The sequence below is a fragment of the Pseudofrankia asymbiotica genome (assembly GCF_001983105.1).
Lineage (GTDB): Bacteria > Actinomycetota > Actinomycetes > Frankiales > Frankiaceae > Pseudofrankia > Pseudofrankia asymbiotica.
Genome location: NZ_MOMC01000048.1, coordinates 50,961 through 63,938, shown reverse-complemented (window position 1 = coordinate 63,938; position 12,978 = coordinate 50,961). Strand labels below are relative to the sequence as shown.

Sequence of the window (12,978 nt, the reverse complement as noted above, 5' to 3'; positions counted from 1 at the left end):
CGCAGACTACTGTCACACTCTTGCCCGGACAATTCTCGATTTGTTTCTTCTTGTTACAGGCTCTGTTGCGAGCAGGTCTACTACCAGCAGGGTCGACTACCAGCAAGGAGCGGCGGCATGATCGACGTGATCGTCTCGACGATCGACGACCGCTCCGCGCGCGGCATCGCGGGCGCCGTCAGTCGCCTGGTCATGTCGGGTGCCCTGCCGGCCGGCACCCGGCTGCCCACCGTCCGCGAGCTCGCCACCGAGCTCGGCATCAGTCCCACCACCGTGAGCCAGGCATGGCGCACCCTCGCCCGCGCCGGCGTGATCTCGCCGCGCGGCCGCGCCGGGACGTTCGTGCTGGCCGGTCCCCCCGCGAGCGCGGACCCGCGCCGCTACCGCCGGATCACCCGCAGCCCCGGCCGCCTCCCGCACGACTACTCGACCGGTACCCCGGACGTGGCGCTGCTGCCCGACCTCGCCCCGGTGCTCGCCCGGGTGGCCCGCGGCGGCAACCTGACCGCCAGCTACCTGGACGACCCGGTGCTGCCCGCCCTGGAGAAGGCGCTGCGCGTCCGCTGGCCGTTCCCGCCCGCCGCGCTGACCGTCGTCGACGGCGCGCTCGACGCGCTGGACCGGGTGACCGGCGTGCTGGTCGGCTTCGGCAGCCGGGTGCTGGTCGAGAACCCGTGCTTCCCCCCGCTGCTGGACCTGTTCGAGGCCGTCGGCGCCGAGGTGGTCGCGCTGCCGCTCGACGACGAGGGCATCCGGCCGGACGCCCTGCGCGCGGCGCTGTCCGCCGCCACCCCGGCCGGCGCCGAGCCGGTGGCGCTCTACCTGCAGCCGCGCGCGCACAACCCGGCCGGCGTGAGCATGACGCCCCGGCGCGCCAGGGCGCTGGCGGCGTTGCTCGCGGGGCGCGGGGTGACGGTCGTCGAGGACGACCACGTCGGCGACGTGGCCGCCGCGGCGCCGCTCAGCCTCGGGACGTACCTGCCGGAGGCGACCGTGCACATCCGCAGCTTCTCCAAGAGCCACGGTCCCGACCTGCGGCTCGCGGCCGTCGGCGGGGTCGAGTCGGTGGTGAACGGGCTGGTCAGCCGCCGGATGCTGGGACCCGGCTGGTCGAGCCGCCTGCTGCAGGCCGTGCTCGCCGAGCTCCTCGACGACGACGAGACCGAGCGGACGCTGGCCCGTGCCCGCGAGGTCTACGCGGGCCGGCGCGAGCGGATGACGGCCGCGCTGGCGGCCCGCGGCGTGCGTGCCCAGGCCGGCGACGGCATCAACCTGTGGATGGACGTCGCCGACGAGCAGGTCGCGCTCGTGTCGCTCGCCGCCCGTGGCATCGGCGCCGCCCCCGGCACCCCCTTCGAGGCCGCGCCCCTGGGCGCCGCCCACCTGCGCGTCACCGTGGGCCTCATCCCCGACGACCGCATCGACGACGTGGCCGCCCTCCTGGCCGAGGCCGCCCACGGCTGACGCGCGCCCCACCACAACGGGCCGGGCGATCACCGTTTGAGGCGGGGATCCCGGGGAGGATGGGGTCATGAGCGAGTCGACGACACCGACGGACAGCCCGAACAAGTGGGTCGCGGACCACACGCGCGCGTATCTGGACAGCGGCGGCGAGGAGGGGCACCTCTGGTACGGCCCGGACGGGAAGCTGGCCGAGGGCGTGCCGACGCTGCTGCTGACGACGATCGGCCGGCGGTCCGGCCAGCCCCGGCGCACCGCGCTGATCTACGGCCAGGACGGCGACGACTACCTGATCGTCGCGTCGAAGGGTGGTGCGCCGGCAGATCCGCTCTGGTACCGCAACCTGGTCGACAACCCCGAGGTCGAGCTGCAGGTGAAGGCGGACACGTTCAAGGCGACCGCGCGCACCGCGACCCCCGAGGAGAAGGCCCGGCTCTGGCCGAAGATGGTCGAGGTCTGGCCGCCGTACACCGGCTACCAGGAGCGCACCGACCGGGACATCCCCGTCGTCATCCTCACCCGCGCCTCCTGACCGGCGCGCCGCGGCCGCGAACCGGGAACACCCTGGTTCGCGACCGCAGGCACGGATCCGTCAGCTCCTGATGAAGGCGACCAGATCCTTGGAGAACTCGTCGCTGTGGTCGCCGCACAGGCCGTGCGGCGCGCCAGGGTAGACCTTGAGCGTCGCGTCCTTGACGAGCTTCGCGGTCCGGTACGCCGAGGCGACGATCGGGACGATCTGGTCGTCGTCGCCGTGCGCGACCAGCGTCGGGATGTCGAACTTCGCCAGATCGTCGGTGAAGTCGGTCTCGGAGAACTGCTTGACGCAGTCGTACGCCGCCTTGAGGCCCGCCTGCATGCTCATCAGCCAGAACGCGTCGATGACGCCCTGGGACACGGCCGCGCCCGGCCGGTTGAAGCCGTAGAAGGGCGTGGCGAGGTCTCGATAGAACTGCGACCGATCCGCGAGCACGCCAGCCCGGATGCCGTCGAAGGCGTCGATGGGCAGGCCCTCCGGGTTGGCCTCGGTCTTCAGCATCAGCGGCGGGACGGCCCCGAGCAGGACCGCCTTCGCCACCCGGAAGGTCCCGTGCCGGCCAAGGTAGCGGGCGACCTCGCCGCCGCCGGTGGAGTGGCCGACGTGCACGGCGTCGTGCAGGTCGAGCGCTGTCACCAGTTCGGCCAGGTCGTCGGCGTAGGTGTCCATGTCGTTGCCGGTCCAGGTCTGGGTGGACCTGCCGTGCCCGCGCCGGTCGTGCGCGATCGCGCGGAACCCGGCGTCGGCGACGGCCATCAGCTGGGAGTCCCAGGCGTCCGCGTTCAGCGGCCAGCCGTGGCTGAAGACCACCGGCCGCGCCGAGGGCGCGCCCCAGTCCTTGTAGAAGATCTCGGCGCCGTCGCTGGTCGTGATGAAGGGCATGATCTTCCTCCCCGGGATTGCGTGGAGATCGGCCGGGCACGCCTCACTGGCGACGTCGAGGTATCTGCCCGCTCCGTCTCAGGCGGCAACCCCCGCCCGGCCCATCCCTCTCAGACCGGGGGGCCGAGGGGTTCCGGCTGGGCGCGCGGGAGGGTGACCTGGAAACGGGTGTCGCCGGGCCGCGAGCTGACGACGCGCAGGTCGCCGTGGTGCTTGTTGACGACGATCCGCCAGGAGATGTCCAGCCCGAGGCCGGTGCCCTCGCCGACGGGCTTCGTGGTGAAGAAGGGCTCGAAGATGCGGGTGACGATGTCGGCCGGGATACCGGGGCCGGTGTCGCCGATCTCGACGGTGATCGACTCGCCGTCGCCCCAGGTGCGCAGCGTGAGCGTGCCGGTGCCGCCCATCGCCGAGACGGCGTTGTCGATCAGGTTCGTCCAGACCTGGTTCAGCTCGGCGGCGTAGACCGCGATCGGTGCCAGCGTCCGGTCGAAGTCCTTCACGACCTGGACGCCGTCCCCGATCTTGCGCCCGAGCATCACGAGCGTGCTCTTGAGCAGGTCGTGGATGTCGACGGTCTGGAACGGGGCCCGGTCGAGCTGGGAGTACTGCTTGGCCGCGCCCACGAGCGTGGACACCCGGGTCGTCGAGTCCTCGATCTCGTTCATGAGCAGCTCGGTCTCGACGGTGTAGCCGAGCCAGCGCACGGCGCTGCCCAGGTACTCACCACCCACCAGCTCGGTGACCTGGTCGAGCCAGCCGATGTCGATGCCCGCCTGCACGAACACCGGCGCCACGTCCCAGCCGGACTCGACGCCGTGCTCGTCGAACCAGTCGCCCAGCTCGTCCTCGCGGTCGCTCGCCTCCAGCGGCGACAGCGTCGGCGCCTTGGCGACCCGTTCCGCCGCCTCCTCCTGCAGCCGGATGAGGGTGCTCAGCACCGCCTTGTCGTAGAGGCCGTCGGCGATGAGGCTGAGCTTGTGCCGCATTCCGGCGACCCGCTCGCGCAGGGCCGCCGTCGCCCGCACGGCGGCGGCCGCCGGGTTGTTGAGCTCGTGCGTCAGGCCCGCCGACAGCGCGCCGAGGGCGAGCAGCCGTTCGCGCTGCCCGACCGTCTCCTGCACGTTGCGCAGCCCGAAGAACAGGCCCTCCAGCAGGTGCACCGCCATCGGGAACCAGTCGCGCATGAGGAACGAGAACTGGTCGGCGTCGAGCACGAAGAACCGCGACGCCCGGACCGCCCGCAGGGACTGCGGGTAGGTCTGCGGGACCCGCTCGCCCAGGTACGCGTTCCAGGCGCCGCCGTAGACGCCCCGGTGGTCGGTCCGGCTGATCTCGACGTCCACGCCCTGGACTCGCTTGATGACGGAGACCTCGCCGTCAAGCAGCACGAGGAACAGCTCCGCCGGCTCGCCCTCGACGATCACCATTCCCGACTCGGCCTCGATGACCCGGCCCCGCTCGCACAGCCAGGTGAGCTGGTCGTCGGTGAGCTTCTCGAACAGGAACAGCGTCCGCAGCTCCTCCGCGCTGCAGGGCAGGCTGCCAGCGACCGACGTGCCCTGGGGCAGGACGCCCCGGGGCGTGGTGCCCTGGGGAGCCGCGTCCGCGCTCATGCGAGGTACCGGTRCACGAGCGCGATGGCCATCGCGCCCTCGCCCACCGCCGAGGCGACTCGTTTCACTGACTCCGACCGTGCGTCTCCGGCCACGAACACCCCCGGCAGGCTGGTTTCCAGGTGATATGGGTCCCGGTCGAGCGTCCAGCCGCGCGGGCGCCGCCCGTCTACGACGAGATCCGGACCGGTGACGACGAAGCCGTGCCGGTCGCGCTCGACGGTGCCGTCGAGCCAGTCGGTGCGCGGCTCGGCGCCGATGAAGACGAACAGCCGGCTGGCCGGGACCGTCTCGGTCGCGCCCGTCGCGCTGTCGCGAAGCGTGAGGGTGCCCAGGTGCTCGTCGCCCTCGCCGCCGATCACCTCCATGCAGTTGCGCACGGTGATGTTCGCGATCCCGGCGATCTGCTCGACCAGGTAGTGCGACATCGAGGCCTGCAGGGACCGGCCCCGCACGAGCATCGTCACCGACCGGGCATGCCGCGCGAGGTAGACCGCCGCCTGCCCGGCCGAGTTCGCCCCGCCGACGATGTAGACGTCCTCGCCGGCGCAGCCGGCCGCCTCCGTGAGCGCGGAGCCGTAGAACACCCCGCGGCCGGTCAGCCGCTCGAGCCCGGATGCCGGCAGCTGACGGTAGGCGACGCCGGTGGCCAGGACGACGGTGTGCGCGCCGACCTCCCCGCCGTCGGCGAAGCGGACCATGCGGGTGTTGCCCGCCGTCCGCAGCCCGACGACCTCTCGGGCCGTGATCACCTCTGCCTGGAACTTGACGGCCTGGCGGCGCGCCCGGTCGGTGAGCTGCGCGCCGGACACGCCGTCGGGGAAGCCCAAATAGTTCTCGATCCGCGAGCTCTGCCCGGCCTGCCCGCCGGTGGCCGTGCGCTCGATGAGCACGGTCTTGAGGCCCTCGGACGCCGCGTACACCGCCGAGCCGAGCCCGGCCGGCCCGCCGCCGATGATGATGACGTCGTAGAAGTCCTCGCACGGGGTGGTGCTCAGTCCGACCTCGGCGGCGATCTGGGCGTCTGTCGGGTTGAGGAGCGCCGTCCCGCCTGGTGTCACGACCACCGGCAGCGCGAGCGTGCGGCCACTCGCCGGCGCCGCGCCGTTCGGGTGCCCGCTCCCGAGCGCGTCGATGTCATCGAGGGCGTCGGAGCCCGCGAGGATGTCGATGTTCGCGGGGACGTCGGTACTCGCGGGGACGTCGGTGTTCGCGGTCGCGGCGGCGAGCAGGCGGCGGCCCTCCGGCTCGTCCGCGAGGTACCACCGGTAGGGCACCTGGTTACGGGCGAGGAACTCTCGGACCTCGTAGGACCGGGAGGACCACCGGTCGCCGACGACCCGGGTCTCCAGCACCGGCCGCCGCTCCGAACGGTTCCAGGAGTCCAGCAGYGCGTCGATGACCGGGTAGAGCTTCTCCTCCGGCGGGTTCCACGGCTTGAGCAGGTAGTAGTCGAGATCGACGACGTTGATGGCCTCGATCGCGGCGTTGGTGTCCGCGTAGGCGGTCAGCAGCACCCGCTTGGCTTCGGGGTAGAGGTCCATCGCCTGCTCGAGGAACTGGATGCCGTCGAGCTGGGGCATCCGGTAGTCGGCGACCAGCACGGCGACGTGGTCACCGCGCAGCTTCATCTCCCGCAGCGTGTCGAGCGCCTGCGGGCCGGACTCCGCCCGCACGATCCGGCACTGCTCGCCGTAGCGGCGGCGCAGGTCACGGGCGACCGCGCGGGAGACGCTCGGGTCGTCGTCGACGGTCAGGATCGCCGGCCGGCTCGCGGCGCCCGGCGCCGGCTGGGGGGCGCCGGCCGTGGCCGGCCGCCGCTCGGCGATGGAGGTGGTCTCGGTCACGATCGGCGCCCCTGGCGAAGCTGGTCGAGGCCGGTGGCCGCGGCCGAGCGCGCCTGGCCGCGAACCGCCCGGCCGGCGGCGGCGTCGCTGAGCACGGGACCGGAAGGCACGGGACCGGAAGGCACAGAACCGGAAGGCACAGAACCGGAAGACATGTATGGAGATCCTGAGGGGCCTGGAAGGTTGGGACTGCCTGGCACTCGCGGGACGCTGGTCACGGTCGACTCCCTGCTCGGGCCGGCCGCCGGAGGCAGAGGCTCCGGGGGGACGCCCCAGCTCACTGCTCCCGGACCGGCGGAAAACAACCCGGCGCCTCAAGCATAGGTATTCAGCGGCCGGGCGACCCGGCTGTGCGCATCCCGCGACCCTCCGGCCGGGTCCTGGCTCGCCGCGTCGTCCGGCCGGATCGCGCCCCGCGTCGGCCGTGCGCGCCGGGCCCGATATCCGCGGTCCAGCCGTGCGATTGGCGGAACGGGGTTGTCCGCCCACGTCCGGGTACCTCGGCCAGGAACTCAGTCGGTAGCGCAGCGTTGCGACCCGGATACGGCGGGACGAAGGGGGCGAATGGATGTGAGCGCGATCGCGCGGACGACGGCGACGGCGACGGCGACGGGCAGGCAGGCGAAACCAGACCAGGCCGTACAAACGTGGTTGAGGCCCTGCGTCGCGGAGGGGATCGGCTCGTTCTTCCTGGTCCTCGGCGGCGTCGGGACGGCCGTGCTGGCGGGCGGCTTCATGGGAGCGCTCGGGGTCGCGCTCGCCTTCGGCCTCACCCTGGTCGTACTCGTCTATGTGATCGGCCCGGTCTCCGGCTGCCATGTGAACCCGGCGGTGACGGTCGGCCTGTGCGTGGCGCGCAAGATCGCGCCCAAGCTCGCCGGCGCCTACATCGTCGCGCAGTGCCTCGGCGCGATCCTCGCCGCGGCGACGGTCTGGCTGATCGCCGACTCCGGGCCGTTCGGCTACTCGGCGGGGGCGCAGGGCCTGGGCGCGAACGGGTACGGCACGCACTCGCCGATCGGCTTCGGCCTCGGCGGGGCGTTCCTCGCGGAGCTGGTCCTCACCGGCCTGCTCGTGTTCACCGTGCTCGGGGCGACCCACATCCAGGCGCCGCCCGGTTTCGCCGGCATCGCGATCGGCTTCGTGCTCGCCGTCGGCAACCTGGTCGCGATCCCGGTCGACAACGCGTCGATCAACCCCGCCCGCAGCCTGGGCCCGGCGGTGTTCGCCGGCGGCTGGGCGCTCAGCCAGCTGTGGCTGTTCATCGTCGCGCCGATCGTCGGGGCGCTGCTCGCGGCGGCCGTGCACCTCGCGTTGCGGGCCGGGCCGCAGGTCCGCGCCTCGACGGCGTTCCGCGCCCTGCCGGAGGAGTCCGCGCTCCGGCTCGCGCAGGAGGCCGCCCGGCTTGAGGGCGTGCGGCTGTCGCTGGAGGACCTGCTCCGGATGCCCGTCGGTGCCCCGAGCCGGCCGGACGGGCGGCGCGAGCCCGCCGGGTCGACGGCGCGCTCCAACGGGGCTTCCCCGGATCCCTATCCGGACGACCAGCCCAGGAGCGACGCACGCCAGCCCCGCGCCGACCGCGCCGGCACGGATCGGGCCAGCATGGATCGGGCCAGCACGGATCGGGCCGGGGGACGCTAGGGACGCCAGGCCAGGCACTGGCCCGCGTGGCCGGGCACCGGTCTCCGGAGCCCGGTCACGCCTTGAGAGGTACTCACGCCGCGGTCGACGGCCCACGCCCGGCTTGTCCACAGAGAGGACGGCGCGGGCGACGATGTCGCAGGGGGCTCCTACAGTAGCCGGGTGACCTTGCCTGTGACCGAGACCGCGGGCGCCTCCGTCCAGGCGCCGAGCCCACCCCCGCCGGGACCGGTGGACGCCGCCGAGCCGGTGAGCGCCGCCCGGCAGGTGCTGCGGCGGGTGTTCGGGTACGAGTCGTTCCGCGGCGAGCAGCAGGACATCATCGAGCACGTCATCGGCGGCGGCGACGCGCTCGTGCTGATGCCGACGGGCGCGGGGAAGAGCCTCTGCTACCAGATCCCAGCGCTCGTCCGGCCCGGCACCGGAATCGTGATCTCGCCGCTGATCGCCCTCATGCAGGACCAGGTCGACGCGCTGCGGGCGCTCGGCGCGCGGGCCGACTTCATCAACTCCACCCAGGACCCCGACCAGCGCAGGACGGTCGAGGCGCTCTACCTGGCCGGCGAGCTGGACATGCTCTACCTGGCGCCCGAGCGGCTGCGGCTGCCGTCGACGATGGACCTGCTCGACCGGGGCAGGATCGCGCTCTTCGCGATCGACGAGGCGCACTGCGTCGCGCAGTGGGGTCACGACTTCCGGCCCGACTATCTCGCGCTGTCGGCGCTGCACGAGCGCTGGCCGGACGTGCCGCGGGTCGCGCTCACCGCGACCGCGACCCCGGCGACGCACCAGGAGATCACCGGCCGGCTCGGCCTGGAGAACGCCCGCCACTTCGTCGCCGACTTCGACCGGCCGAACATCTCCTACCGCATCGTCCCGAAGAAGGAGCCGAAGAAGCAGCTGCTCGATCTGCTGCGCTCGGAGCACGCCGGCGACGCGGGCATTGTCTACTGCCTGTCACGGGCGTCCGTCGAACAGACCGCCGACTTCCTGGTCACGAACGGGATCGCCGCGCTGCCGTACCACGCGGGCCTGGACGCACGGGTCCGGGCCAGGAACCAGGCGCGGTTCCTGCGCGAGGACGGCCTGGTCATGGTCGCGACCATCGCCTTCGGCATGGGCATCGACAAGCCGGACGTGCGCTTCGTCGCCCACCTGGACCTGCCGAAGTCGGTCGAGGGCTACTACCAGGAGACCGGCCGCGCCGGCCGCGACGGCCTGCCGTCCACGGCCTGGCTCGCCTACGGCCTGCAGGACGTCGTCCAGCTCCGCAAGATGATCAATTCATCGGACGGCGACGCGGCGCACCGGCGTCGCCAGGGCGTCCACCTGGACGCGATGCTGTCGCTGTGCGAGACGGTCGAGTGYCGTCGTACCGGCCTGCTCGCCTACTTCGGCCAGGAGCGCGCCGGCTCCTGCGGCAACTGCGACACCTGCCTGAACAAGCCCGAGACCTGGGACGGAACGGTCGCCGCGCAGAAGCTGCTCTCCACGGTGCTGCGGCTGGCCAAGGAACGCCGGCAGAAGTTCGGCGCCGGCCACGTCACCGACATCCTGCTCGGCCGCACCACCCCGAAGGTGACTCAGCACGAGCACCAGACGCTGACCGTCTTCGGCGTCGGCGCCGAGCTGAACGAGTCGCAGTGGCGCGGTGTCGTCCGCCAGCTGCTGGCGCAGGGGCTGCTCACCGTCGAGGGTGAGCACGGCACTCTCGTGCTCACCGACGCGAGTGCCGACGTGCTGCGCGGGACACGCAAGGTCCCGATGCGCCGCGACCCGGAACGCCCCGCGAAGACCGCCGGCTCCCGCGGCGCCGGATCGGCGGACGGCAAGGCCAAGCGCGCCGTCGCGGTCGTGGACCTGTCGGCCGAGGCCGCCGCCGTCTTCGAGCGGCTACGCGCCTGGCGCGGCGCCACCGCCAAGGAACAGAGCGTCCCGGCCTACGTCATCTTCCATGACGCCACCCTGCGCGAGATCGCGAGCCGGGCCCCGTCCACGCTCGCGGAGCTGGCCACCATCAGCGGCGTCGGCGAGAACAAGCTCGCCAAGTACGGCCAGCAGGTTCTCGACGCCCTGGCCGCCTGACCCGGAAACAGCCGGGAGCCGGGCGAAGGCCTTCAGCGACCGTTCACGGAACGAGGTCCGCGAGGACCTCGGCCGCGAGACCGTGCGACGTCGTCATTCCTATGCCGGTCGTGACGACGACGACCCGCACGCCAGGGCACGGCGTCGAGATCAGGAACTCGCGGTCGGGGGCGCTCGCGTAGTAGCCGCGCCAGCGCTCGCGGACCACGAGCTCGGCCACCGGCACGCCGAGCAGCTCGGCGGTCTCGGCCAGTACCAGGTCGTCGACCCGTTCGGCCTGGAACGGGTGATGCGTGACGGCGCGCTCGTGGGTGTCGCCGATGATCAGATCGCCGTCCGGGAGCTGGGTGAACATCAGGTTCATGTCGACGGCGAGCAGGTCGGGCCGCTCGGCCTCGAAGCGGGCACGCAGCGCCGGCAGGGACGGACAGCCCTCGAAGGCGGCGTAACGCAGCATCGACAGCCCGGTCAGCACGCCGGGGCGGAAACGCGCGCCACCCGTGCTGTTTCCCCCCTCGCCGCCACTCCCGGTGCCGGCGCCCTCGCCGCCGCCGGCGGGGGCGCTGACTCGGAGCATCTGGAGCGCGCAGCGGCGCAGGCCGGCCTCCTCGGCGAGGTCCGGGAGCAGCCAGTCGAGGTCGTGGCCGGTGGCCAGCACGATCGCGGGCGCGGCGAGGTCACCGCGGCTGGTGCGCAGCAGGCCCTCCTCGACGCCGGTCGCGGCGGTCCGCCAGAGGAACGTCACACCCTGGCCGGCGAGCCAACGGGCCAGCGCCCCGACGGCCTCGCGCGGGTTCACCCGGACGTCCAGGGGCAGCCAGGCACCACCGAGCAGCGTCGGCGCGCGCGACGGCACCCGGGCACGCACCCCGTCCGCGTCGAGGAGCTCGACAGGATCCGGTCCCGCGGCGGCGAACTCGCCCAGCACGGCGAGCTCCTCCTCGGAGCGGGCGACCACCACCGAGCCGGTGGGCTCGGCGAAGAAACCGGCGAGCCGGCCGAGCTCGAGCCAGCGCTCACGCGCCACCCGCGCGTAGCCCAGCGCGACGCCCGCCTGGCCGCTCACGCAGCCGTGGCCGAAGTTGCGCACGGACGCCCCGCGCGCGAACTCGTCCCGCTCGACGACGGCCACCCGCAACCCGCGCCGCACCCCTTCGGCCGCGTGGGCCAGCCCGATGATCCCCGCGCCCACCACGACCACGTCGAACCGCTCGCGAGCAAACCGCATGGGTCGAGCATTTCGGCGGGCGAAACAGCTGGTCAACGGCAGGGAGAGGAGTTGGCTGCCTGTTCATGTTGTGCCCATCCGTCGACCAACCTCGTCCTGGGAAGGTGAACCTGTGGCCGCTGACTCCGCCGACTCCCCCACATCCGTGCTCGCGCCGCTCGCGCCGGACCCCGCCGCCACCGCGCCAGACCCCACCGTCACCGTCACCGCCGCTGGCACGACCAGCACCGCCGCCGGGGACGCGAACCGCCCGCGCGTCGACCTGGCGGTGTTCGACATCGCCGGCACCACCGTCGAGGAGCACGGCGCCGTGTACCAGGCGCTGCGGCGAGCCGTCGAGGCCGCCGGCGCCACCCCGGGCGACGACGACATCGAGCGCTGGATGGGCGCCGACAAGCGGGCCGCGATCCGCGCGCTGCTGGCCAGCGCCCCGGCCCGTGCCGGCGAGGACCCGGCGGGCATCGACGCGGCGGAGGTCGAGCAGATCTTCCTTGACTTCCGAGACCGGCTCGAGGCCGCCTACCAGGCGCGGCCGCCCATGCCCATACCCGGCGTGGTCGAGGCGTTCGGCACGCTGCGGGCCCGCGGCATCCGGATCGCGCTGACCACCGGCTTCGACCGGTCGGTCGTCGGCCCGCTGCTCGCCTCCCTCGGCTGGGATGGCGGCCTGCTCGACGCGGTCGTGTGCGCGGACGACGTCCCGGCCGGTCGGCCCGCTCCTTACATGATCTTCCGGGCGATGGAGCTGACGGGTGCCACCGCCGTGGCCCGGGTGCTCGTCGCCGGCGACACCGTCCGTGACCTGCGGGCCGGGACGAACGCGGGCGCCGGCATCGTCGTGGGGGTGCTGACCGGCCAGGTCGGCGCGTCCGTGCTCGGCGCGGTCCGCCACACCCACCTGCTCGCCAGCGTCGCCGACATCCCCGCCCTCGTCACCGGCCCCACCTGCTGAGCCGTCTCGGCCACCCCGCCGTCGGCTTCGCCGACGGGACCGATGAGTTCGGCGCGTGGAGGCGGTCATTCCCTGGACGGCCGCCGGAAGTCGGCGGCGCCCGTCGACGGGGGGCATCTCACCGCCGACGACCTGGGAGGTTGCCACCATGCCGAAGACGACGCCGTGCCTGTGGTTCGACGGCCAGGCCGAGCAGGCCGCCGAGTTCTACGTCTCCCTGTTCCCGAACTCGAAGATCCTGGACGTGTCGCGCTACGGGCCGGACACGCCGGGTACCGAGGGCGCCGTGATGACGGTGGGCTTCTCGCTGGACGGGCAGGAGTACGTCGGGCTCAACGGCGGGCCGCAGTTCCCGTTCACCGAGGCGATCTCTTTCATGATCTCCTGCGGGTCGCAGGAGGAGGTCGACCACTACTGGTACGGGCTGATCGCGGGCGGCGGCGAGGAGAGCCAGTGTGGCTGGCTGAAGGACCGCTTCGGCGTCTCCTGGCAGGTCGTTCCCACCGCGTTGTACGAGCTGCTCGGCGACCCTGACCCGCGGCGGGCGCACCGGGCCACCCAGGCGATGCTGAGGATGAGCCGGCTCGACATCGCCGAGCTGCGCCGGGCCGCGGACGAGACCCCGGCCGCCGGCTGACGGCGCCGCCGACCCGCTCCTCGGCGCGCCGCGCCCACCCGGACACCGGATACCTCGGATCTCGATGGCGGCGCGCCGAGGGCCAGCCGGC

The 12,978-nt window shown here is 72.9% G+C and carries 10 protein-coding genes; 6 read left to right on the top strand and 4 right to left on the bottom strand.

Annotation, left to right across the window (positions count from 1 at the left end):
- The first annotated feature begins 117 nt into the window (after nt 1–117).
- Complete coding sequence (locus BL253_RS23775; RefSeq protein WP_076819323.1) at nt 118–1,464, top strand: aminotransferase-like domain-containing protein; 1,347 nt, start codon at nt 118–120, stop codon at nt 1,462–1,464.
- 67 nt (nt 1,465–1,531) lie between these two features.
- Nucleotides 1,532–1,993 carry a nitroreductase family deazaflavin-dependent oxidoreductase gene (locus BL253_RS23770; protein WP_076819322.1) on the top strand — a complete coding sequence of 154 codons (462 nt, stop codon included), beginning with the start codon at nt 1,532–1,534 and terminating at the stop codon, nt 1,991–1,993.
- Nucleotides 1,994–2,053: 60 nt separating this feature from the next.
- On the opposite strand, the gene BL253_RS23765 is transcribed toward BL253_RS23770, so the two are convergent.
- The 3 genes from BL253_RS23765 to BL253_RS23755 form a co-directional block, all read right to left on the bottom strand.
- Nucleotides 2,054–2,881: an alpha/beta fold hydrolase gene (locus tag BL253_RS23765; RefSeq protein ID WP_076819321.1), complete on the bottom strand. Its 828-nt coding sequence runs from the start codon at nt 2,879–2,881 to the stop codon at nt 2,054–2,056.
- Nucleotides 2,882–2,991: 110 nt separating this feature from the next.
- The gene (locus BL253_RS23760) at nt 2,992–4,497 is read right to left on the bottom strand and encodes an ATP-binding protein (RefSeq protein ID WP_241835052.1); all 1,506 of its coding nucleotides are present in this window, start codon (nt 4,495–4,497) and stop codon (nt 2,992–2,994) included.
- Complete coding sequence (locus BL253_RS23755) at nt 4,494–6,344, bottom strand: NAD(P)/FAD-dependent oxidoreductase (RefSeq protein WP_476644121.1); 1,851 nt, start codon at nt 6,342–6,344, stop codon at nt 4,494–4,496. Before BL253_RS23755 ends, BL253_RS23760 begins: the two co-directional genes overlap by 4 nt.
- 570 nt (nt 6,345–6,914) lie before the next feature.
- Here BL253_RS23755 and BL253_RS23750 point away from each other — a divergent pair.
- Nucleotides 6,915–7,985, top strand: coding sequence for an aquaporin (locus tag BL253_RS23750; protein ID WP_076819358.1), 1,071 nt, complete (start codon nt 6,915–6,917; stop codon nt 7,983–7,985).
- A 162-nt stretch (nt 7,986–8,147) separates the two neighbouring features.
- Nucleotides 8,148–10,070 (top strand): DNA helicase RecQ, encoded by a 1,923-nt coding sequence (recQ, locus tag BL253_RS23745; RefSeq protein WP_081438612.1) that lies wholly within the window; start codon nt 8,148–8,150, stop codon nt 10,068–10,070.
- A 43-nt stretch (nt 10,071–10,113) separates the two neighbouring features.
- Here recQ and BL253_RS23740 read toward each other — a convergent pair whose 3' ends face one another.
- Nucleotides 10,114–11,298, bottom strand: a complete 1,185-nt coding sequence (locus tag BL253_RS23740) for an FAD-dependent oxidoreductase (RefSeq protein WP_076819320.1) — start codon at nt 11,296–11,298, stop codon at nt 10,114–10,116.
- 112 nt (nt 11,299–11,410) lie between these two features.
- On the opposite strand from BL253_RS23740, the gene BL253_RS23735 reads away from it, so the two are divergent.
- Together BL253_RS23735 and BL253_RS23730 are read left to right on the top strand one after the other, a co-directional pair.
- Nucleotides 11,411–12,250 (top strand): phosphonatase-like hydrolase, encoded by an 840-nt coding sequence (locus BL253_RS23735; RefSeq protein WP_241835051.1) that lies wholly within the window; start codon nt 11,411–11,413, stop codon nt 12,248–12,250.
- A gap of 148 nt (nt 12,251–12,398) precedes the next feature.
- The gene (locus tag BL253_RS23730) at nt 12,399–12,887 is read left to right on the top strand and encodes a VOC family protein (protein ID WP_076819355.1); all 489 of its coding nucleotides are present in this window, start codon (nt 12,399–12,401) and stop codon (nt 12,885–12,887) included.
- The last annotated feature ends 91 nt before the right edge of the window (nt 12,888–12,978 follow it).

What these genes read in the sequence shown, in the direction of transcription:
- BL253_RS23775 (WP_076819323.1), top strand. Translation starts at nt 118, where the DNA reads ATGATCGACGTGATCGTCTCGACGATCGACGACCGCTCCGCGCGCGGC.
- BL253_RS23770 (WP_076819322.1), top strand. Translation starts at nt 1,532, where the DNA reads ATGAGCGAGTCGACGACACCGACGGACAGCCCGAACAAGTGGGTCGCG.
- BL253_RS23765 (WP_076819321.1), bottom strand. Translation starts at nt 2,881, where the DNA reads ATGCCCTTCATCACGACCAGCGACGGCGCCGAGATCTTCTACAAGGAC.
- BL253_RS23760 (WP_241835052.1), bottom strand. Translation starts at nt 4,497, where the DNA reads ATGAGCGCGGACGCGGCTCCCCAGGGCACCACGCCCCGGGGCGTCCTG.
- BL253_RS23740 (WP_076819320.1), bottom strand. Translation starts at nt 11,298, where the DNA reads ATGCGGTTTGCTCGCGAGCGGTTCGACGTGGTCGTGGTGGGCGCGGGG.
- BL253_RS23730 (WP_076819355.1), top strand. Translation starts at nt 12,399, where the DNA reads ATGCCGAAGACGACGCCGTGCCTGTGGTTCGACGGCCAGGCCGAGCAG.